Source organism: Streptomyces sp. NPDC014764, from assembly GCF_043082785.1.
In the GTDB taxonomy this organism is placed as follows: domain Bacteria; phylum Actinomycetota; class Actinomycetes; order Streptomycetales; family Streptomycetaceae; genus Streptomyces; species Streptomyces althioticus.
Genome location: NZ_JBIBXY010000005.1, coordinates 285677 through 306169 on the forward strand (window position 1 = coordinate 285677; position 20493 = coordinate 306169).

Sequence of the window (20493 nt, forward strand, 5' to 3'; positions counted from 1 at the left end):
TACGGTCCCACAGCTCGCCTGCGCAGGCTTGTTCGAAGGCCCGCCGGATGTTCGTGCGGGGTCGCCGTCACGCTGGACGGCGACCCCGCTGTTGGCATATGCCCAAGGCATGGCCCGTCCGTTGATCGGACGCGGACCAGACGTCGGTCAGGCGAGTTCGACCAGGAGGTCGCCGCCCTCCACCTGCTGGATGCGGTTGATCGCGAGCCGGGACACCGTGCCGGACTTCGGGGCGGTGATGGCCGCCTCCATCTTCATCGCCTCGATGGTCGCCACGGTGGCGCCCGCCTCCACCTGGTCCCCCTCGGCGACCGCGAGGGTCACCACGCCCGCGAAGGGCGCCGCCACGTGGCCCGGGTCGGTGCGGTCGGCCTTCTCGGTGACCGGCACGTCGGAGGCCGCGGCACGGTCGCGCACCTGGATCGGCCGCAGCTGGCCGTTCAGGGTGGCCATCACCGTGCGCATGCCGCGCTCGTCCGCGTCACCGATCGCCTGCAGCTCGATCAGCAGCCGGACACCGGGGTCGAGGTCGACGCCGTACTCCTTGCCCGGGCGCAGCCCGTAGAAGAAGTCCTTGCTGTCCAGGACGCTCGTGTCGCCGAACGACTGGCGGTGCGTCTCGAACTCGCGCGTCGGGGCGGGGAACAGCAGCCGGTTGAGGGTCGGGCGCCGGTCCTTGGCCAGACCCTCGCGGTCCTCGGCGGACAGCTCCGGCGCCGGCTTGGGCTCCCCGCGCCCGCGCAGCGCCTTCGTACGGAAGGGCTCCGGCCAGCCGCCGGGCGGGGTGCCCAGCTCGCCGCGCAGGAAGCCGACGACCGAGTCGGGGATGTCGAAGCGGTCCGGGTTCTCCTCGAACTCACGCGGGTCCACTCCCGCGCCCACCAGGTGCAGGGCGAGGTCGCCGACCACCTTGGACGACGGGGTGACCTTCACCAGGTGCCCCAGCATCCGGTCGGCGGCCGCGTACATCGCCTCGATGTCCTCGAACCGGTCGCCGAGGCCCAGCGCGATCGCCTGCGTGCGCAGGTTGGAGAGCTGGCCGCCGGGGATCTCGTGGTGGTAGACGCGCCCGGTCGGGGAGGCCAGACCGGCCTCGAACGGCGCGTAGACCTTGCGGACGCTCTCCCAGTACGGCTCCAGGTCACCGACCGCCTGGAGACTCAGCCCGGTGGGCCGCTCGGAGTGGTCGGTGGCGGCGACCAGCGCCGACAGGGAGGGCTGCGAGGTGGTGCCGGCCATGGAGGCCACCGCGCCGTCCACCGCGTCCGCGCCCGCCTGGATCGCGGCGAGGTAGGTGGCGAGCTGACCGCCCGCGGTGTCGTGGGTGTGCAGGTGGACGGGCAGGTCGAACTCGCGGCGCAGCGCCGACACCAGCGTCGCCGCCGCGGGCGCCCGCAGCAGGCCCGCCATGTCCTTGACGGCCAGGACGTGGGCGCCGGCCTCGACGATCTGCTCGGCGAGGCGCAGGTAGTAGTCCAGCGTGTAGAGCCGCTCGGAGGGGTCGGACAGGTCGGCGGTGTAGCAGAGGGCCACCTCCGCCACGGACGTGCCGGTCGCGCGGACGGCGTCGATGGCGGGCCGCATCTGGGAGACGTCGTTGAGCGCGTCGAAGATGCGGAAGACGTCGACGCCGGTGGCCGCTGCCTCCTGCACGAAGGCGTCGGTCACCTCCGTCGGGTACGGCGTGTAGCCGACGGTGTTGCGGCCGCGCAGCAGCATCTGGAGGCAGATGTTCGGCACGGCCTCGCGCAGGGCGGCGAGCCGCTCCCACGGGTCCTCGGCGAGGAAGCGCAGAGCGACGTCGTAGGTGGCGCCGCCCCAGCACTCCAGGGACAGCAGCTCGGGCAGGGTGTGCGCGACCACCGGGGCGACGGCGAGCAGGTCCTTGGTGCGGACCCGGGTCGCGAGCAGCGACTGGTGGGCGTCGCGGAAGGTGGTGTCGGTGACGCCGGTGGTCGGCGACTCGCGCAGCCAGCGGGCGAAGCCCTCGGGGCCCAGCTCGGCGAGGCGCTGCCGGGAGCCGGCCGGCGGCTCCCCCGCGGGCGTCTCGGGCAGCTTGGTCAGCGGGTCGACCAGCTCCGGCCGCTCGCCGTGCGGCTTGTTCACGGTGACGTCGGCGAGGTAGGTGAGCAGCTTGGTGCCGCGGTCGGCGGAGTGGCGCGCGGTGAGCAGCTGCGGGCGCTGCTCGATGAACGAGGTGGTGACCCGCCCGGCCTGGAAGTCGGGGTCGTCCAGCACCGCCTGGAGGAAGGGGATGTTGGTGGCGACGCCGCGGATGCGGAACTCGGCGACGGCGCGCCGGGCGCGGCCCACGGCGGTGGCGAAGTCACGGCCCCGGCAGGTGAGTTTGACCAGCATGGAGTCGAAGTGGGCGCTGATCTCCGTGCCCGCGTGGGTGGTTCCGCCGTCGAGGCGGATGCCGGAGCCGCCGGGCGATCGGTACGCGCTGATGCGGCCGGTGTCCGGGCGGAAGCCGTTGGCCGGGTCCTCGGTGGTGATGCGGCACTGCAGGGCCGCGCCGCGCAGGGTGACCGACTCCTGCGACAGTCCGAGGTCGGCGAGCGACTCGCCGCCGGCGATGCGGAGCTGCGCCTGGACGAGGTCGACGTCGGTGACCTCCTCGGTGACCGTGTGCTCGACCTGGATGCGCGGGTTCATCTCGATGAAGACGTGACGGCCGTCGCGGTCGAGGAGGAACTCCACGGTGCCGGCGTTGCGGTAGCCGATGTGCCGGGCGAACTTCACGGCGTCGGCGCAGATCCGGTCGCGCAGCTCCGGGTCGAGGTTGGGCGCGGGGGCGAGCTCGATCACCTTCTGGTGGCGGCGCTGCACGGAGCAGTCCCGTTCGAAGAGGTGGATGACGTTGCCCTGCCCGTCGGCGAGGATCTGCACCTCGATGTGGCGGGGCTCCACGACGGCCTTCTCCAGGAACACCGTGGGGTCGCCGAACGCGGAGGCGGCCTCCCGGGACGCGGCCTCGACGGCCTCCCGCAGCTGGGCGGGGTCCTCCACCCGGCGCATGCCTCGTCCGCCGCCTCCCGCGACGGCCTTCACGAACACGGGGAAGCCGATCTCGTCGGCGGCGCGCACGAGTTCGTCGATGTCGGTGGAGGGCGCGGAGGAGCCGAGGACGGGCACGCCCGCCTCCCGGGCCGCGGCCACGGCGCGCGCCTTGTTGCCGGTCAGCTCCAGGATGCGGGCGTCGGGCCCGACGAAGGTGATGCCGGCGTCCGCGCAGGCCTTGGCCAGCTCGGGATTCTCCGACAGGAATCCGTAGCCCGGGTAGACGGCGTCGGCGCCGGCCCTGCGCGCCGCGCGCACGATCTCCTCGACGGACAGATAGGCCCGGACCGGGTGTCCCGGTTCGCCGATCTCGTAGGCCTCGTCGGCCTTCAGACGGTGCAGCGAGTTGCGGTCCTCGTACGGGAAGACGGCAACGGTGCGCGCACCGAGTTCGTAGCCCGCGCGGAACGCCCGGATCGCGATCTCGCCGCGGTTGGCGACGAGCACCTTGCGGAACATGGTCGATCCCTTCAGCCTGCCGGTGACGATCACCATCGTGTCCGCGGCGAGGGCGGTACGCCATGTGAGCCGGGCCACTCGCTCCGGCGCGCCGGGGACATGGGCCGACATACCGGGACGTACGGGGGCCACAGAGGAACCGTTTCCCCTGTGGCCCCTGCGCCCGGGGGGCGCGGGCGTGCGTGCCCTCTGCTACTCGGTGACCTTGAGCAGCTTGTTCGGCGTCCCGGTGCTCGGGTTGCCGATCGCGTCGGCGGTGGCCCCGTCGGTCAGCGCGGCGGCGACGGCGGCCGGGTCGGCGTCGGGGTGGCCGGCCAGGTAGACGGCGGCGGCGCCGGCCACGTGCGGGGAGGCCATCGAGGTGCCGGAGATGGTCTTGGTGCCGGTGTCGCTGTCGTTCCAGGCCGAGGTGATGTCGGAACCGGGCGCGTAGAGGTCGACGGACTCGCCGAAGTTCGAGAAGTCCGACTGGGCGTCGTCCTCGGTGCTGGAGGCGACGGTGAGCGCCTCCGGCACACGGGCGGGCGAGCCCTGGCCTGCGTCGGCGGACTCGTTGCCGGCGGCGACCGCGAAGGTGACGCCCGAGGCTATGGCCTTCTGCACGGCCGCGTCGAGCGCCGGGTCGGCGGCGCCGCCCAGGCTCATGTTGGCGACCGACGGGCCCTCGTGGTTCTCGGTGACCCAGTCGATGCCGGCGACGACCTGCTCGGTCGTTCCGGAGCCGTTGTCGTCCAGGACTCTCACGGCGATCACCTTGGCCTTCTTGGCCACGCCGTGGTCGGCGCCCGCGATGGTGGCGGCGACGTGCGTGCCGTGGCCGTTGCCGTCGTCGGCGCTGTCGTCGTTGTCGACGGCGTCGTAGCCGTGGCTGGCGCGGCCCTCGAAGTCCTCGTGCGTGATCCGCACACCGGTGTCGATGACGTACGCGGTGACGCCCTCGCCCGCCTGGTCGGGGTAGGTGTACTTGCTGTCGCCCGCGGTGTCCTGCTGGTCGATGCGGTCCAGGCCCCAGGAGGGCGGGTCGTCCTGCGTCGCGGTGGTGCGGTAGGTGCGGTTGGCGACGACGGCGCCGACGGCCGGGTCGGCCGCGAGGCGCTTCGCCTCGGTCGCACTGAGTCCGTCGGCGGAGAAGCCCTCCAGGGCCGCGCCGTACGACCGGTTGAGCTTGCCGCCGTACTCCTGGGCCAGTTCCTTCTTGCCGGCGGACGTCGTCTCCTCGTCGAGGAGGACGATGTAGCTGCCCTTGACGGCGCCTGCGGCGCCGAGGCCGTAGACCGTGCCCTCGGCGGGCTGGGCCTGGGCGGACGATGCCCCGAGCAGGGCTGCCGTGCTCGCGGCGGTCACCGCGCAGGCGGCGGCGGTGACTTTCAGTGCGACGGTGCGCATCCGTTGCGTCATGGAGAGGGGTCTCCTCGTCAGGGTGGTGTGGGGGGTTGACCTCCGGCGTGACGAGACGCGGAGGCTGACGAGAAGACTGACGATCTGTCGCGTTCAGATCAATGGTGTCCGGGAGCGGCGGACGCCGTGGCGCGGCCGATCTCCACAACGTCCGCCCAAGTCGGAGCCAACCGATCCGCGAAACCCGAGCTGAGCGGGGTGCTTGAACGCGCCAACCAGCGCGTGGGCGAGATTCGTGACCATCCCGTCACCCGACCCTCACGGGAAGGGCGTTTCGTACCCATGGGTAACGGAACGGTCGTTCGGTACGGGGTGTTCGATCAGCGGAACAGGGCGGCGCACCGCCGGGCCCAGTCGTCCCGGTGTGGTGGGGACAGCGGTGCGTCGAACTGGAACGGCCGCACCGGCGCCACCAAGCCGAAGGTGCTGATCCAGCGGCTGCGGCAGCTGGAGCGGGACGGACTGGTGGTCCGCACCTACGACCCCGAGGTGCCGCCCCGGGTGGAGTACGAGATCGGCGTGCCGGGCCTCAGCCTGGCGCCGCTCTTCGCGCACCTGACGGAGTGGGGTGCGGCCCATCTGGGCCGGGTCGAGGAGGCACGGCGGGCGTACGACGCGGACCCGGCCCGAGGGTGAGGCACGGGCGAGGCGCCGGTGAGGCGCGGCCGGCGGGGCGTCAGGCCTGGCCGGTCTCGAAGCGGCTGATGCGGCCGTCGTCGTCGACGGTGAACGACCAGGTGGTGCGCATCTCGCCGTAGGTGTCGTTGCTGTAGCGGGCGATGATGCGGCGGCCGCCGGCGGACTCGTTCTCGACCTCCATATGACCGCGGGAGGAGAAGATCTCCCGGTCGGTCCAGTCGGCCAGGTCCCGTTCCGTGCCGTCGTCCGCCATGGTGGCGCCCGGCGCCAGCAGGGCCATGAAGCCCTCCCGGTCGTGGTTGTTGACGGCCGTGACGAAGGCGCGGACGGCCGGGTCGCTGAGGCGGGTGATCTGAATGGTCATGCCTGCAAGGGTCGTGCCGGTGCGGGACCCCCGCCACCCGTGTCACCCGTTCGGCGACGGCGACGGGCCGCGTCCGCGACGGCGGTGCGACGGTGGTCGGACCGGACCACCGTTCACGGGGAGACGACGTGACCTGTTACGACCGGCGTGACCTGGGACTGCTGCTGCTCCGGCTGGGAACCGGCGGGGTGCTCGCGGCGCACGGCACGCAGAAGCTGTTCGGCTGGTTCGGCGGTGGCGGCATCGAGGGCACCGGCCAGTTCATGGAGTCCATCGGCTACGCGCCCGGCAAGGTCAGCGCCACCGCGGCCGGAGTCGCGGAGACCGGCGGCGGGCTGCTGCTGGCACTGGGCCTCGCCACACCGGCGGCGGGCGCGGCCGCCGCCGGGGCGATGGCGGGCGCGTCGGCGGTGCACGCGCCCAACGGCTTCTACAACCAGGAGGGCGGCTTCGAGTACGCGGCGTCGCTGGGACTGACGGCGGCGGGGCTGGCCGTCTCGGGGCCCGGACGGCTCTCCCTCGACCATCTGCTCGGCCATACCGTCGACCGGGGCTGGATGGTCCCTGCGGCCCTCGGGGTGACGGCGGCGGTCACGGCGATCGCGGTGGGGACGCGGAGCCGGCGGCTGCGGAAGGCCCGGGAGGGGCAGCAGGGGACGCTGTTCGAGTAGGGGCTCGAGCAACGGGTGTTGCTCCCCGGCCCTAAGGGGTTTGACGGCGGACGTTTTCCAGGAAGTGGAGGACTGCTGCCACCCGGCGGTCCGTGCGGTCCGTGGGGGGCAGGTCGAGCTTGGCGAAGATGTTGCGGATGTGCTTGTGCACGGCGCCGTCGCTGACCACGAGGCGTTCCGCGATGGCCGCGTTGCCCAGGCCCTCCGCCATCAGCGCGAGCACGTCCCGCTCGCGAGGGCTGAGCCGCTCCAGGCGGGTGTCCGGTCTGGAGCGGGTGAGCAGTTGGGCGACGACCTCCGGGTCGATGGCGGTGCCGCCGTCCGCCACCCGGTGCAGCGCCTCCAGGAACTCCTCGACCCTCCCCACCCGCTCCTTCAGCAGATAGCCGAGCCGCGCACTGCCCTGCGCGAGCAGATCGGTGGCGAAGGCCTGCTCGACGTACGCGGACAGCACGAGCACCGCGAGTCCGGGCAGGCGCCGCCGCGCCTCCACGGCGGCGGTGATGCCCTCGTCGGTGTGCGTGGGCGGCATCCGTACGTCGACGATGGCGACGTCCGGGCGTTCCGCGTCGACGGCGTCGAGGAACGCGGCGGGGTCCTCCGCCGTCGCCACCACGTCCAGGGACTCGGCGCGCAGCAGCAGCGCCAGCCCCTCGCGCAGCAGGGCGTCGTCCTCGGCGATCACGATCCGCATGGCAGGGTCACCTTCAGGGTGGTGGGGCCGCCGGGAGGGCTGGCCAGTTCCAGTGTTCCGTCGTGGGCCTCGACGCGGCGCCGGATGCCGGTGAGGCCGGTGCCGCCGTGCTCGTCGGCGCCGCCGTGGCCGTCGTCGCGGACCTCCACGTGCAGCAGCCCGCCGGCCGTGCGGACGGCGACCCGTGCCTCGCTCGCGCCGCTGTGCCGCGCGATGTTGGTGAGGGCCTCGGCGACCGCGAAGTACGCGTTCGCCTCGACCGCCGCCGGGCACCGCCCGGGGATGTCGGCGTCGACGCGGCACGGCACCGGGCAGCCGGCCGCGAGCGCGGTGAGGGCGTCGGGCAGGCTGCGGTCGGCGAGGACCGGCGGGAGGATGCTGCGGACGACCGCCCGCAGTTCGGTGAGCGCCTGCTCTGCGGCATCCTGGGCGCGGTCCAGGACGGCCGCGGCCTCCTCCGGGTCGCGGGCGAGGGCGCGCCGGGCGGCTCCGAGCAGGACGGTGACGGCGACGATGCGGTTCTGCGTGCCGTCGTGCAACGCCCGTTCCACGCGGCGGAGTTCGGTGACGTGGGCGTCCAGGGCGGCGGCGCGGGTGGCAGTCAGCTCCGCGACCCGCAGGACGAGGTCGGTGCCGGGGTCGGGGCTGAGCAGACGGCGTCCGGGCCAGGCCTGGAGCCGGGCGAGGACGGGCGCGCACAGGACGATGACGCCGACGAGGGCCACGCCGATGCCGCTGACCGCCATGGCCCCGGGCCAGTCGCGCACGGTCCACCAGCCCACGGCGGAGGTGGACTCGCTCTCCGGCAGGGCGCTCCAGTACAGCGGGAAGGTGAGGTCGTGGGCGGCGCTCAGCGGCAGCGTCGCCCCGACCAGACCGAGGAACAGGCCGAGGAACGCGTGCGTGACCACCCACCGGGCCTCGCGGCGGACGCCGCGGTCGCCGAGCATCGCCCGCAGCCCGTCCGGCGGCGGCGCCGGGCCGACGATCTCCGGACCCCAGCGGGACAGCCTGCCGCGCTCCCGGTCGGCGACCGCGCGCACCGCGTGCAGGGCGGACGGCAACAGCCGGAGTCCCACGCCGACGAGGCAGGCCGCCACGGTGAGGGCCAGCCACAGCGTGGCGAGCAGGGCGAGCAGGGCGGTGCCCAGTCCCCCGATCAGGTGCTCCAGCGCGTCCAGCGCGTTCCGGGCACGAACGGCCACGCCCTGACGCCGCCCCGGCCGTCCGTTCGCCGGGCGGTCCTGGCTCACCACCATCCGCACCTCCCCGCCACGGAGGATAGAACGCGGCGCACTCAGCCTGCTCGGCCGTCCGCTGTACGGAAGTCCGGGAGCAGCGGCGGGGACGGGGGCGATGGACCGGGTGCGGGCACGGGAGCGGGCGCGAGGGCGGGCGGGGGTGGGCGCGCCCACCCCCGGACCGGCGAGCGCGCCGAACCCGCCGGCGCCTCCGCCACGCTCGACCCCTCTCACTCCCGCACGCCCATCCCCTCGACCGGTGCCGTTCGCAGGATGTGGGACACCGGGACCATCGTGGCGAGCAGTGCCAGCGCCGCCGTGCCGCCGAGAAGCACCGCCCAGCCCGCGCCCGGGACATGGGGCACTGGGGCCCCGGTGACCGCTCGGACGATCGTCGTGAGGGTGACCGCCGCGATCGCCGCGCCGATCAGGAGCGAGACGCCCAGCAGGCCCGCCTGTTCGGCGTGGACCATCCGCCTGACCTGGCCCCGGGTGACGCCGACCAGGCGGAGCAGGGACAGTTCACGGGTGCGGGCCAGTGCGGCCATGGCCAGGGTGTTGGCGGCGGCGAGGACGGCGTAACCGACCAGGACGGCCACGAGCATCTTGTTGAGCCAGCCGCTCACCGCCACGTCCTCGGCGAGTTCGCCGGTCAGGCGGGCGGTGTCCGTCACCTGGCCGCCCGGGTGACGCCGGGCCACCTCGGCGAGGGCGTCCTCCGCACCGAAGTCCGGGGCGGTCCGGATCAGTACCCGGTCGTCGAGACCGGTGACGGTGTGGCCGTCGAGGGTGCTCCGGTGCAGGGTGACGTCGCCGAAGCCCCAGCCGCGCTCGTACAGGGCGACGACGCGCAGGGTGACGGGTGTGCCGTCGCCGAGCCACAGACGGGCCTTGTCCCCCAGCCGCCAGCCGGCGGCGCCCGCGCGGGCCGTGGAGACGGCGACGGTGCCTTCCCGGAGGGCACCGAGGCTGCCGGAACGGACCTTCAGGTCCAGGGTGCGGTCCACGCCCAGGGGGTCGATGCCCTGCGCGGGGACGGTCTGCGGTTCGAGCCGGTCGGGCACGACGACGGAGGTGCGGCGGACGCCGGTCGCGGCGACGACCCCGGGGACGCGGCGCGCCTCGGCCGCGGCGGAGGCGGGCAGTCCGGCGGCGGAGGTCAGCGCGTACTGGGCGAGGACGCCCTCACGGCCCTGCACCACGGTCTGCCGTTCCAGGTTGTCCTGGAGGAACCACACCGTGCCGCCGAGCCCCACGGACAGCACGAGCGCGGTGAGCACGGCGACCGTCCCGCGGGCGTTGGCGCGCAGGTTGGCTGCGGCGAGGTAGCCGCTGTCGCCCCACACGGTGCGCAGCACGGGTCCGATCAGCCGGGCCGCCGCCTGATTGATCCAGGGCGCGAGCAGGGCGACGCCCAGGACGAACAGGTAGAGCATTCCCATGGCGGCGCCCAGCGCGGTCTGCCCGTCGGTGGCGCCGGTGAGCCCGGTCAGGGAGAGCGCTCCGGCCACGCAGGCCAGTCCGCAGACCAGGCGCACCCTGCCGCCGGTGGCGGGTTCCACGGCCGCCTCGCCGAGTGCCTCGGTGGGCCGGATGCGGGTGACGCGCAGCGCGGCGATCCAGGCGGAGAGCAGGGCGACGGCGGCGACGATGACGACGACGGCCGCGGCGGACAGGGCGCCGCCCTGGACGGTGAAGGCGTCCGGGAGGAAGCCCCGGGCGACGAGCGCGTCGCGGACCTGGCGGGTGGCGAGCAGTCCGGCGGGGACGCCCACGGCGCCGGCGACCAGGGCGAGCAGCCCGACCTCGGCGAGGAGCATCGACCGCACCTGGCCTGGGGTGGCCGCGACGGCGCGCAGCAGGGCGAGGTCGCGGCGCCGGTGCCGTACGGACAGCCCCACCGTGCCGGCGACGACGAAGCCGACGATGGCGGCCGCGTACCCGGCGAAGGCGGCCCCGGCGCCGAGGGCGAGCGAGCGGGCGGCGGCGCTCTCGGGCTCGGCGGCGAGCCCGCGGTCGTCGCCGGTGTAGGCGGTGGCGCCGGCGGCGTCCGCGATCCGGCGTACCTCGGCGAGGACGGTGTCCCGGTCGGCGTCCGGGGCGGTGAGCACGCCGACGGCGTCGTAGCGGCCGGGGTGGGGGTCGAGGGCGGCGGCCTGCGCGTCGGTGAAGAACAGCGCCGCGCGTCCGCTCGCCGCGCCGCCCGTGTCGACCACGCCGCTCACCTCGTACGTACGGCTCACCCCGCCGGTGACCACCTGGGTGGTGGCGCCGGGTCCGAGGGCCTCGGGCCCGGCGAGGCGGGCGTCGACGGCGATCTCCCTGTCGGTGCGCGGCTGCCGTCCGGACACCAGCCGGTACGGGGCGAGGGCGGTGCTCGACCAGCCGTGGCCCGTGGTGGGCAGCTCGGGGGCCGCCGTCGTGGTGACGACGAGTCGCCGTTCCCCCACGGCACGGTCGACGCCGGGCACGTCGGCCAGGTCACCGGCCACCTTCTCGGGGACGCCGCCCCGCTCGGGCAGGAGGACGGTGGTGCGCTCGGTCTCGCCGAGCACCGTCGGCCCGTCGACGGTCAGGTCGCGGTCGGCGACCACGGCGACGGCCTCGCCGTAGCGGTGCGGGTCTCCCTGGTGCCGCCATCCGGACTCGACGAGGAGGGCGCAGGTCATGAGGACGGCGACGCCCGCGGCGAGTGCGGCGAACGTGGCGAGGAAGCCGCCCGTGCGGTGGCGCAGCGTCTGCGCTGCCAGCCGGAGCACGCGTCAGCCCTCCCGGGTCGCGGCGGGCCGGCGGTGGTCCGGCAGGGCGAGCTGCTCGGCGATCCGTTCGGCGCCGGAACGTTCCATGTCGCGGACGATCCGGCCGTCGGCGAGGATCAGGACGCGATCGGCGTAGGACGCGGCGACCGGGTCGTGGGTGACCATGACGACGGTCTGCCCGTACGCGTCGACCGCGGACCGCAGCAGGTCCAGGACGGCCGCCGCGGAGCGGGTGTCGAGGGCGCCGGTGGGTTCGTCGCAGAAGATCACCTCGGGGCGGGTGACCAGCGCGCGGGCGATCGCGACGCGCTGCTGCTGGCCGCCGGAGAGCTGGGCGGGCCGGTGCCGCAGCCGGTCGCCGAGGCCGACGCGCCGGACGACCTCGTCGACCCAGGCGGGGTCGGGGCGCAGGCCCGCGAGCCGGGACGGCAGCAGGATGTTCTGCTCCACGTTCAGCGCGCCGACCAGGTTGAAGGCCTGGAAGACGAAGCCGACGCGGGCACGCCGCAGTTCGGTGAGCTTCTTCTCGGACAGGGACGACAGGTCGGTGGCGCCGATCCGCACCCGCCCGGAGTCCGGCCGGTCGAGTCCGGCCGCGCAGTGCAGCAGGGTGCTCTTCCCGGATCCGGAGGGCCCCATCACGGCGGTCGCCGTCCCGCGCGGGAACACGGCGCTCACGTCGTCGAGCGCCACGACGGGCTGGTCGCCGCCGTACGTCCTGCGTACGCGCTCGAGGGCGACGGCGATGCCGTCGGGGATCAGGGGCATGGTCGGGGGCCTTCCGGGTGCGGTTCCTCAGGACGTTCCGACGCTAGGGCGGCGCCGGGCCGCCGCCCATGCAGCCAGCGACCGGCTTCAGGTGGTGCAGGCGCTACCTCCCGGGGCCGTCGTTGATCGAGTGGTGGGCGGTGAGGGGCGCGCGTACGGTCGAACGGTGGATTCCCGGAAGGGCGACCCGACATGACCAGCAGTCCGCGACCGGCCTCCACCCAGGAGGCCGCACGGGGCGGCCGCGGCGGCGGCAACGCGATGGCCCTGTTCGTCATCGCCTCGTGCCAGCTGATGGTGGTGCTGGACGTCACCATCGTGAACATCGCGCTGCCGCACATCCAGCGCTCCCTCGACTTCTCGACCGCCAGCCTGTCCTGGGTGGTAAACGCCTACACCCTCACATTCGGCGGCCTGTTGCTGCTGGGCGGCCGGGCCGGCGACATCCTCGGCAGGCGGCGGGTGTTCATCTTCGGTGTGCTGCTGTTCGTGCTGGCGTCCCTGCTCGGCGGGTTCGCGCAGAACGCGGGTCAACTGCTGGCGGCGCGTGCGCTGCAGGGCGTGGGCGGCGCGATCGCCTCCCCGACGTCGCTGGCGCTGATCAGCACGACGTTCCGTGAAGGGCCGGAACGCAACCGCGCGTTCGGGGTGTTCGCGGCGGTGTCGGCGGGCGGCGGCGCGATCGGGCTGCTGGCCGGCGGCGTCCTCGTGGAGTGGCTGAACTGGCGGTGGGTGCTGTTCGTCAACGTGCCCATCGGTCTGCTCATCGCCCTCGCCACGCCGCGTTACATCAAGGAGTCCGAGCGCCATCCGGGCAGCTTCGACGTGACCGGCGCGCTGACCTCCACAGCCGGCATGGTGCTGCTGGTGTACGGCTTCATCCGGGCCGCGCAGGACGGCTGGCGGGATCCGCTCACGCTGGCCTCGTTCGCGGCGGCGGTGGTCGTGCTGGTGGCGTTCGTGCTGCTGGAGCGGCGGTCGCCGCAGCCGATCACACCGCTGCACATGTTCGCGGACCGCAACAGAGCGGGCACGTACGGGATCATGCTGTTCCTGGCCGCGGCGCTGTTCGGCATGTTCTTCTTCCTGACCCTGTTCGTGCAGAACGTGCTGGGGTTCAGCCCTCTCCAGGCGGGCCTCGCCTTCCTGCCGGTGAGCGCGGTCATCGCGATCGGCGCCGGACTGGCCTCGCGGTTCCTGCCGGTGTACGGGCCGAAACCCTTCATGGTGGCGGGCGGTCTCTTCGCGGCGGCGGGCCTGGGGTGGCTGACGCTGACCGATGTGCACTCGACCTACGCGGGCAGCGTGCTCGGTCCGATGCTGGTGTTCAGTTTCGGCATGGGCATGGAGTTCGTGTCGCTGACCCTGATGGCGCTGTCGAACGTGCCCGTGCCGGAGACCGGCGCCGCGTCGGGGCTGCTCAACGCCACGCAGCAGGTGGGCGGTTCACTTGGGTTGTCGATCCTGGTGACCATGTACGGCACGGCGAGCAGGAACGAGGCGGAGAAACAGGTGCCGCGCTTCCTGGAACAGGCGTCGCCCGCCGAACGGCTGGAGTTCCAGCGCACGGGCGAACTGCCGGGGCTGTTCGGCGCGGAGGTCCTCACCTCGGGGGTGTCCGCCGCGTTCGTCACGGCGGCCGTCTTCGCGGGCCTCGCCGCCCTGGTCGCGGTGGTGGCGATCCAGGTCCGTCCGTCGGATCTGGAACGCCTCCAGGGCGGCGGCCCGGGTGCCCCGCCGGGGTGAGGACGCCGGCTCAGCCGGCTCAGCGGTCCTTGCGGGGCAGCCGCAGGTCGGCGACGACCGGCCGGTGGTCCGACGCGTCGGTGGCGTGCGTACGGGCGCCGGTCACGGTGATCCCGTCCGACACGGTGATCAGGTCGATGCGTTTCTGCGGTGCGATCGCCGGATAGGTGAGGCCGGCGTCCGGTGCGGCGTCGCGCAGGGTGTGCCACAGGGGCGCCAGCTCGGGTGCGGCCGGCTCGGCGTTGAAGTCGCCGACCAGGACGCTCGGTCCCCGGTCGTCCGCGAGGATGCCGAGCATGTCGTCGACCTGGGCGGCGCGGATCGACGGGTCGGCGCGGTAGTCCAGGTGCGTGGAGTAGACGTGCGTCCGGACGCCCTTCACGCGGATCACGATCTCGGCGAAGCCGGGCGCCGGGGCGGGCACCGGGTCGGGGGTCTGGGTGGACAGGCGGGTGATCTCGTGGTTCTCGGCGTGCAGCACGGGATGACGGCTGAGCACGGCCACGCCGTACTGCCTTCGCTCGCCGCCCTCGGCGGCCGGGTCGAGGTCGTAGATCGGCGCGAAGAAGACCCGCATGCGGAGCTTCTCGGCGAGCGCGCGGGCCTCGTCGGTGAAGTCGCTGCGCTCGCCCCAGCGGACGTCGACCTCCTGCAGCCCGATGACGTCGGCGCGCAGGTCCCGCAGGGCGGCGGCGGTGCGGTCGAGGTCGAAGACCTGGTCCTCCCCCGCTCCCGCGTGGATGTTGTACGTCGCCACGCGGAGCGGCACGGAGGCGCCGGAGCCGGACGGGGTGGCCGGGAGGGCGTCCTCCGCCGCCGTGGCCGGGGCAGCGGTGAGCGAGAGGACGGCGGCGAGGAGGACGGCGGCGACACGGGCGGTGCGGGCGGGACGTCTTGGTCCTTGCTGCATGCCTTCTCCTGTCTGCGGATGCGGTGTTGACGCACGGTCAGTGCGCCGACACCGCATGGAAACACAGGCGGGGGCGGCGGCCGAGTGCCTTGGCCGTTCCTTTTCCCACCGGCCTCCTGCCGGCCACCTCGGCTCAGGGCGGCGCGTCGGCCGCGGTGACCGTGCGGACGAGCGCGAGCACGGTGTCGGTGGTGTGCTCCAGGTGGCTGCGGCCGTCGGGCCGGTGGGAGTGCGCGCTGATGTAGCTGCGGCGGCCCAGGTGGGTGGCGGGGTCCATGCGGTGCACGGTGACGTTCCCGGCGCGCCGGGCCCGGTTCCAGCCGCTGCCGCCCAGCAGCCGCCACCGCTGCGGGAAGAGCCAGGTGCCGACCCGTTCGATCCGGTCGTGGGCGCTGGTGAGCTGGTGCAGGTGGAGGGCGTGGGTGAGGTCGTTGGCGCCGTTGTGGAAGCCGCCGAGCGTGATCAGCAGCAGCGGCGCGCCGAGCCGGGCGTGGAGTTCGGGGACCGCGCCGGTGGCGACCTGCGCGCCGCCGCTGTAGCTGAGCAGCACGACGGGGATGCCGCTGTCCGGGCGGTACCCGGCGCGTCGCAGCTGGCCGGCGATCTGGCCGCCGACGGCACGGTTGTAGAGGGGGCGGTAGCGGCGGTCGGCGGCGACGAAGATCTGCATGACGTTGTGCAGGAACAGCAGCAGCCCGGCGTGCCGGCGGATCCTCACCCACACCGGCCGGTCGGCGAGCGGCGCGGCCAGCGGTGAGTACGGCTGCACCTGCCCCAGCACGCGCAGGTCGGGCGCGGCGGCGATGAGCGCCTTGACGAGCTGTCCGCCGTCGCGGGTGTCGGTGAAGCGCCGCTTGCCGATGCCGTCGAGGTACACGAGGTACGCGGCGGGCGGGCGGTCGGGGCCGGCGCCGCGGGCGTAGGGCACGCCGGGCGGTAGGTCGGCCGCGGGGGTGCGCCAGCCGGCGGTGTAGAGCATCACCTCGTAGCGGGCGAGCAGCGCCTCGACGAGGAGGACGGGGCCGAGGACGAGGGCGACGAGCGGGAACCAGGTGGTCATGCCGTCCGCCTCCGTGTCCCGGTGGTGCCGATGCGGCCGACGAGGCGTCGTACGGCTTCGACGGCGGCGGCGAGCCCGACCCCGGCGGCGGCCACGCAGGCCGCGGCGGACCAGCCGCCCACGCCGCTCGCGGCGGCGACCGGACCGACCAGTCCGGCGCCGACCCCGGTCAGCAGGAACAGGTGGAGGGCGGGGCCGAGCAGCGGGAACGCGATGACCGCGCCGAGCAGCATCGGGGCGACCTGACCGGCGGTCCAGCCGGGCGCGGTTCCGGAGGTGGTGGCGTACGGCAGGAGCTCCGCGAGGGTGAACGCGGTCAGCGGCCACAGGGCGATGACGGCGCTCTCGACGGCGGTGCCGGTGAGCAGCAGCCCGGCCACGACGGGCGGCGACACCTGTGTGCGGCGGGCTACCAGGGGCAGGATGCGCCCGGCGGCCTCGGACAGCCCGGCGAGCAGCACGAGGACGACGACGGACGACATGGCTCAGTCCTCCCGCTTCTCGTGGGGTCCGGTGCGGTGCAGGAGGGCCTCGATCTCGTCGGCGGCGCGGAGGTGTCCGCCCGCCCGACGCTGTTCGACGCGCAGGGCCGAGGCCGCCTCGCGGAAGCGGGACTCGGTGAGCAGGCGGCGGGCCAGGGTGTGCACGGCGGCCTCGGTGGCGTCCTCCGGACGGACGGTCAGGCCGGCACCGAGCTCCGTGACCCTGCGCGCCACCTGGGGCTGGTCGGCGCCCTGCGGGACGACCAGGACGGGCACGCCCGCGTACAGCGCCTCGTTGACACTGTTCATGCCCCCGTGCGTCACGAACAGCGCGGCGCGGGCCAGCAGTTCGGGCTGCGGCACGAACCGGCGGGCGACCACGTCGTCCGGGAGGGCGCCGAGCGCGGCGGGATCGGTGCCTCCGGTGGCGACGACGACGGTGCCGCCGAGCGGCGCCAGGGCGGCGGCGAATCCCCGCAGCACCGACGGTCCGGCGTCGAACACCGTGCCGAGGGACACGTACAGCACGGGCGGCCGAAGGGTGTCGAACGGGAACGTCGGGTCGCTCGGCCGGGCGCCGACGCTGGGGCCGACGAACCGGTGGGTGCGGTCGAAGGAGGCGGCCTCGGGCTGGAAGGCGCGCGAGGTGAAGACCAGGTTGAGCGGCTGACGCGCGTTCACCAGGTCGACGAGGGGCAGCCCCCGGGTGCGGTACCGGCGGGTGAGCAGCAGGCGCGCGCGGAGGTAGCCGAGGAGGCTGCGGGGACGCGTGAGCGCCTCGGCCAGCAGTGTCCGGGAGGCGCGGGCGGGGCTCGGCACCCGGCGGCCGAACGCCATGGTGGTGAACAACGACACCGCGGGCACGCCGAGTTCCGCCGCGGTGACCGGCCCCCACGGGCATGCGGCGCCGTGCACGACCACGTCGGGCCGTGTGTGCCTGAGATCGGACAGCACGGACGGCAGCGTCTCCAGCGCGGTGCGGGCGAGCTGTTCCAGCAGGGTGACGGGCGTCGGCGGACCGGCGAGGGGCGGGCCGTCCCCGGGGTAGCGGAACACGGTGGCGCCGGCGGCGGCCACGTCCGGCTCGAACGCGGCGGTCGTGTGGTAGGTGACGGTGTGGCCGCGGCGCACCAGTTCGGCGACGACGGGCAGCGTCGGGTTGATGTGGCCGCGCAGGGCGACGTTGACGAACGCGACGGTGCTCACCGCACGGCCCCCGCGAGGCAGGCGGGGCGACACCACCGCGGGGCGGCGCCCGGCGGTGCTGTCAGGGGCCGGGGGAGGTCGTGCGGACCCGAGCCACTCATCGTTCGTCCTCTCCTGTCACTCGGTCGACGCGGTCGCGTTCCTCCCACCGACCGGACAGCGCTGTGATCTGTGACAGCGCTCGCCTGCGAGATCCGGGGATGTAACGAGCGTCACTCCCCGGCCTGTCACAGGGCCGCGTCCGGCCCGGTCGTACGGGGTGAGCGGCCGGCCGTCCCGGCGACGGGGCGGCCTGCCGCCCGGGCGTGTCCCCCTCGCCCTCCCCTGTGTGACCGAAGGAAAGCGCCATGATTGACCCGTCCCGGCCCCCGGAGCCCGCCTCGGTGAGCGAGCTCGACCAACTGCCCGACCGTGACGCGGAGGAGACCGCCGAGTGGCGGGCGTCCCTCGACGCCGTCGTGCGGAACGCCGGCCCGGACCGGGCCGTGTACCTGCTGCGCCGGGTGCACGAGCACGCCGCCCGGTCGGGTCTCGTGGTGCCCGGGCTGCTGACGACCGATCCCGTCAACACCGTCCCGTCATGGGCGCAGCCGGACTTCCCCGGCGACCTCGCCCTGGAGTCGAGGATCACCGCGTGGAACCGGTGGAACGCGGCGGCGATGGTCAGCCGCGGCGCCCGTCTGGGGCTGGGCGGCCATCTCTCCACGTACGCCTCCGCCGCCTGGCTCTACGAGACCGGGTTCAACCACTTCTTCCGCGGCAAGGACGACGGCTCCGGCGACCAGCTGTTCGTCCAGGGACACGCCACGCCAGGCATCTACGCGCGTGCCTTCCTCGAAGGGCGGCTCGACGAGCGGCACCTGGCGAACTTCCGGCGGGAGGCCGGCGGTCACGGGCTGCCCTCGTACCCGCATCCGCGGCGGCTGCCGTGGCTCTGGGAGTTCCCGACCGTGTCCATGGGGCTCGGGCCGCTCGGCGCGATCCACCAGGCACGGTTCAACCGCTATCTGCACGCGCGGGGCATCAAGGACACGTCCGGGTCCCGGGTGTGGGCGTTCCTCGGCGACGGTGAGACGGACGAGCCCGAGTCGACGGCGGCACTGGCGCTCGCGGCCCGTGAGGGTCTGGACAACCTCACCTTCGTGGTCAACTGCAACCTGCAGAAGCTGGACGGTCCCGTGCGGCCCAACGCGCAGATCGTGCGGGAGCTGGAGTCGCGGTTCCGGGGGGCGGGCTGGAACGTCGTCAAGTCGCTGTGGGGCGAGGCGTGGGACGCCCTGTTCCGGCAGGACACCGACGGCTCCCTGGTGCGCCGGCTCGGCGAGGTGCCGGACGCGCAGCTCCAGACGTACGCGGCACGCGACGCGGCCTACGTCCGCGAGCACTTCTTCACCGGCGACACCCTCTCCGCGCTGGCGGCCGGACTCGACGACGCGGCGCTGACCGGTCTGTTCGGCGCCTCGCGCGGCGGACACGAGCCGCTCAAGGTGTACGCGGCGTACCGCAGGGCGGTCGAGCACCGGGGCGCGCCCACCGTCGTCCTGGTGCAGACGGTGAAGGGCCACACGCTGGGCCCTGAGTTCGCCTCGCGCAACGCCAACCACCAGATGAAGAAGCTGAGCCGGCAGCAGTTCCGCGACCTGCGCGACCGGCTGGAGCTGCCGATCCCCGACAGCGCGCTGGACGGGGACGAGGTGCCGTTCCGGCACCCCGGTGAGGACTCGCCCGAGGTGCGGTACCTGCGGGAGCGGCGCGCGGCGCTGGGCGGCCCGGTGCCGGAGCGGCGGGTCGTGGCGGGCCCGCTGCCGCAGTCGCCGCCCGCCGCTTTCGCGGCGCTGCACGAGGGATCGGGCACACAGGAGGTGGCGACCACCACGGCGCTGGTCCGGCTGGTCAAGGACCTGATGCGCGACAAGGCCACGGGGAGCCGCTGGGTGCCGATCGTCCCGGACGAGGCCCGCACCTTCGGCATGGAGTCCCTGTTCCCCACGGCCGGCATCTACGCGCCCGAGGGACAGACCTACGAGCCGGTGGACGCAGACCAGTTGCTGAGTTACCGGGAGGCGGCGGACGGGCAGCTCATCGACGAGGGCATCACCGAGGCGGGCTCGGTGGCCGAGTTCACGGCCGCCGCCACCTCGTACGCCACGCACGGCGAGCCGATGATCCCGCTGTACGTCTTCTACGCGATGTTCGGCTTCCAGCGCACCGGCGACCAGTTCTGGGCGCTGGCCGACCAGTTGGGGCGCGGGTTCGTCGTCGGGGCGACGGCCGGGCGCACCACGATGACGGGCGAGGGCCTCCAGCACGCCGACGGGCACTCGCACCTGCTGGCGTCCACAAACCCGGCGGCCGTCTGCTACGACCCGGCGTTCGCCCATGAGATCGCGGTGATCGTCCGGGAAGGGATGCGGCGCATGTACGGGGAGCGGCCGGAGGACGTCTTCTACTACCTGACCGTGTACAACGAGCCGAGGCGGCAGCCGCCCATGCCGTCCGGGCCTTCGGTGGAGGAGGGCATCCTGCGGGGCATCTACCGGTTCCGGGAGGCGCCGTCACCGGGCGCCGGCCCCCGCATCCAGCTGCTGTCGTCCGGGACGGCGGTCCACTGGGCCCTGGAGGCACAGGAGTTGCTGGCCGCCGAGTGGGGTGTGCAGGCCGACGTGTGGTCGGTGACCTCCTGGACGGAGCTGCGGCGTGACGCGCTGCGGGCCGACGACGCGCGGCTGCATGACGAGGAGCGCGTGCCGTACGTGACGCGGGCGCTCGCCGGGGCGCCGGGTCCCGTGCTGGCCGTCAGCGACTGGATGCGGCAGGTCCCGGACCAGATCGGCCAGTGGGTCGAGCAGGACTACACGTCTCTCGGCACGGACGGATTCGGCCTGAGCGACACCCGCGAGGCGGTCCGGCGCCACTTCGGCGTCGACCCGGCGTCGATCGCGGTGGCGGCCCTGGACCAGCTGGCCCGGACGGGCGCGGTGCCCCCGGAAAGGGTCGCCGAGGCCCGTGCCCGGTACGGACGGCAGAGCTGAT

14 protein-coding genes and 1 pseudogene are annotated in these 20493 nt (G+C 74.0%); 4 read left to right on the forward strand and 11 right to left on the reverse strand.

Annotation, left to right across the window (positions count from 1 at the left end):
- Positions 1 to 147: 147 nt before the first annotated feature.
- Positions 148 to 3522, reverse strand: coding sequence for a pyruvate carboxylase (locus ACF1AG_RS15600; protein ID WP_359606599.1), 3375 nt, complete (start codon positions 3520 to 3522; stop codon positions 148 to 150).
- 192 nt (positions 3523 to 3714) lie between these two features.
- Positions 3715 to 4920, reverse strand: coding sequence for a S8 family serine peptidase (locus ACF1AG_RS15605; RefSeq protein WP_391809863.1), 1206 nt, complete (start codon positions 4918 to 4920; stop codon positions 3715 to 3717).
- 371 nt (positions 4921 to 5291) lie between these two features.
- On the opposite strand from ACF1AG_RS15605, the pseudogene ACF1AG_RS15610 reads away from it, so the two are divergent.
- Positions 5292 to 5556, forward strand: a pseudogene (locus ACF1AG_RS15610) (winged helix-turn-helix transcriptional regulator); the annotation flags it as partial.
- A 40-nt stretch (positions 5557 to 5596) separates the two neighbouring features.
- Here the strand turns inward: ACF1AG_RS15610 and ACF1AG_RS15615 are convergent.
- Positions 5597 to 5923 carry a nuclear transport factor 2 family protein gene (locus tag ACF1AG_RS15615; RefSeq protein WP_359606592.1) on the reverse strand — a complete coding sequence of 109 codons (327 nt, stop codon included), beginning with the start codon at positions 5921 to 5923 and terminating at the stop codon, positions 5597 to 5599.
- A gap of 128 nt (positions 5924 to 6051) precedes the next feature.
- Here ACF1AG_RS15615 and ACF1AG_RS15620 point away from each other — a divergent pair, with 128 nt between their 5' ends.
- Positions 6052 to 6594, forward strand: a complete 543-nt coding sequence (locus ACF1AG_RS15620) for a DoxX family protein (protein WP_359606590.1) — start codon at positions 6052 to 6054, stop codon at positions 6592 to 6594.
- A gap of 31 nt (positions 6595 to 6625) precedes the next feature.
- On the opposite strand, the gene ACF1AG_RS15625 is transcribed toward ACF1AG_RS15620, so the two are convergent.
- The 4 genes from ACF1AG_RS15625 to ACF1AG_RS15640 all read right to left on the reverse strand — a co-directional run bounded on the left by ACF1AG_RS15625 (position 6626) and on the right by ACF1AG_RS15640 (position 12056).
- Complete coding sequence (locus ACF1AG_RS15625) at positions 6626 to 7288, reverse strand: response regulator transcription factor (RefSeq protein ID WP_359606588.1); 663 nt, start codon at positions 7286 to 7288, stop codon at positions 6626 to 6628.
- Positions 7276 to 8547, reverse strand: coding sequence for a sensor histidine kinase (locus ACF1AG_RS15630; RefSeq protein WP_391809864.1), 1272 nt, complete (start codon positions 8545 to 8547; stop codon positions 7276 to 7278). The genes ACF1AG_RS15625 and ACF1AG_RS15630 overlap by 13 nt, the downstream gene beginning before the upstream one ends.
- 212 nt (positions 8548 to 8759) lie before the next feature.
- A complete protein-coding gene (locus tag ACF1AG_RS15635) occupies positions 8760 to 11288 on the reverse strand; it encodes an FtsX-like permease family protein (RefSeq protein ID WP_391809865.1) in 2529 nt (842 codons plus the stop codon).
- A 3-nt stretch (positions 11289 to 11291) separates the two neighbouring features.
- Positions 11292 to 12056, reverse strand: coding sequence for an ABC transporter ATP-binding protein (locus ACF1AG_RS15640; RefSeq protein WP_359604879.1), 765 nt, complete (start codon positions 12054 to 12056; stop codon positions 11292 to 11294).
- 261 nt (positions 12057 to 12317) lie between these two features.
- Here ACF1AG_RS15640 and ACF1AG_RS15645 point away from each other — a divergent pair, with 261 nt between their 5' ends.
- Positions 12318 to 13802 (forward strand): MFS transporter, encoded by a 1485-nt coding sequence (locus ACF1AG_RS15645; RefSeq protein ID WP_387796547.1) that lies wholly within the window; start codon positions 12318 to 12320, stop codon positions 13800 to 13802.
- Positions 13803 to 13821: 19 nt separating this feature from the next.
- Here the strand turns inward: ACF1AG_RS15645 and ACF1AG_RS15650 are convergent, their stop codons facing one another.
- The 4 genes from ACF1AG_RS15650 to ACF1AG_RS15665 all read right to left on the reverse strand — a co-directional run bounded on the left by ACF1AG_RS15650 (position 13822) and on the right by ACF1AG_RS15665 (position 17460).
- Positions 13822 to 14712, reverse strand: a complete 891-nt coding sequence (locus ACF1AG_RS15650; RefSeq protein WP_391809866.1) for an endonuclease/exonuclease/phosphatase family protein — start codon at positions 14710 to 14712, stop codon at positions 13822 to 13824.
- Between the two features lie 133 nt (positions 14713 to 14845).
- The gene (locus tag ACF1AG_RS15655) at positions 14846 to 15772 is read right to left on the reverse strand and encodes a hypothetical protein (RefSeq protein WP_391809867.1); all 927 of its coding nucleotides are present in this window, start codon (positions 15770 to 15772) and stop codon (positions 14846 to 14848) included.
- Positions 15769 to 16254, reverse strand: coding sequence for a hypothetical protein (locus ACF1AG_RS15660; RefSeq protein WP_359604873.1), 486 nt, complete (start codon positions 16252 to 16254; stop codon positions 15769 to 15771). Before ACF1AG_RS15660 ends, ACF1AG_RS15655 begins: the two co-directional genes overlap by 4 nt.
- A 3-nt stretch (positions 16255 to 16257) precedes the next feature.
- Positions 16258 to 17460: a macrolide family glycosyltransferase gene (locus tag ACF1AG_RS15665; RefSeq protein WP_391809868.1), complete on the reverse strand. Its 1203-nt coding sequence runs from the start codon at positions 17458 to 17460 to the stop codon at positions 16258 to 16260.
- Between the two features lie 347 nt (positions 17461 to 17807).
- Between ACF1AG_RS15665 and aceE the strand changes: the two genes are divergently transcribed.
- The gene (aceE, locus tag ACF1AG_RS15670; protein WP_391809869.1) at positions 17808 to 20492 is read left to right on the forward strand and encodes a pyruvate dehydrogenase (acetyl-transferring), homodimeric type; all 2685 of its coding nucleotides are present in this window, start codon (positions 17808 to 17810) and stop codon (positions 20490 to 20492) included.
- Position 20493: the final 1 nt, after the last annotated feature.

What these genes read in the sequence shown, in the direction of transcription:
- ACF1AG_RS15640 (WP_359604879.1), bottom strand. Translation starts at nt 12,056, where the DNA reads ATGCCCCTGATCCCCGACGGCATCGCCGTCGCCCTCGAGCGCGTACGC.
- ACF1AG_RS15650 (WP_391809866.1), bottom strand. Translation starts at nt 14,712, where the DNA reads ATGCAGCAAGGACCAAGACGTCCCGCCCGCACCGCCCGTGTCGCCGCC.
- ACF1AG_RS15600 (WP_359606599.1), bottom strand. Translation starts at nt 3,522, where the DNA reads ATGTTCCGCAAGGTGCTCGTCGCCAACCGCGGCGAGATCGCGATCCGG.
- ACF1AG_RS15630 (WP_391809864.1), bottom strand. Translation starts at nt 8,547, where the DNA reads ATGGTGGTGAGCCAGGACCGCCCGGCGAACGGACGGCCGGGGCGGCGT.
- ACF1AG_RS15625 (WP_359606588.1), bottom strand. Translation starts at nt 7,288, where the DNA reads ATGCGGATCGTGATCGCCGAGGACGACGCCCTGCTGCGCGAGGGGCTG.
- ACF1AG_RS15645 (WP_387796547.1), top strand. Translation starts at nt 12,318, where the DNA reads ATGGCCCTGTTCGTCATCGCCTCGTGCCAGCTGATGGTGGTGCTGGAC.
- ACF1AG_RS15605 (WP_391809863.1), bottom strand. Translation starts at nt 4,920, where the DNA reads ATGACGCAACGGATGCGCACCGTCGCACTGAAAGTCACCGCCGCCGCC.
- ACF1AG_RS15655 (WP_391809867.1), bottom strand. Translation starts at nt 15,772, where the DNA reads ATGACCACCTGGTTCCCGCTCGTCGCCCTCGTCCTCGGCCCCGTCCTC.
- aceE (WP_391809869.1), top strand. Translation starts at nt 17,808, where the DNA reads ATGATTGACCCGTCCCGGCCCCCGGAGCCCGCCTCGGTGAGCGAGCTC.
- ACF1AG_RS15660 (WP_359604873.1), bottom strand. Translation starts at nt 16,254, where the DNA reads ATGTCGTCCGTCGTCGTCCTCGTGCTGCTCGCCGGGCTGTCCGAGGCC.
- ACF1AG_RS15615 (WP_359606592.1), bottom strand. Translation starts at nt 5,923, where the DNA reads ATGACCATTCAGATCACCCGCCTCAGCGACCCGGCCGTCCGCGCCTTC.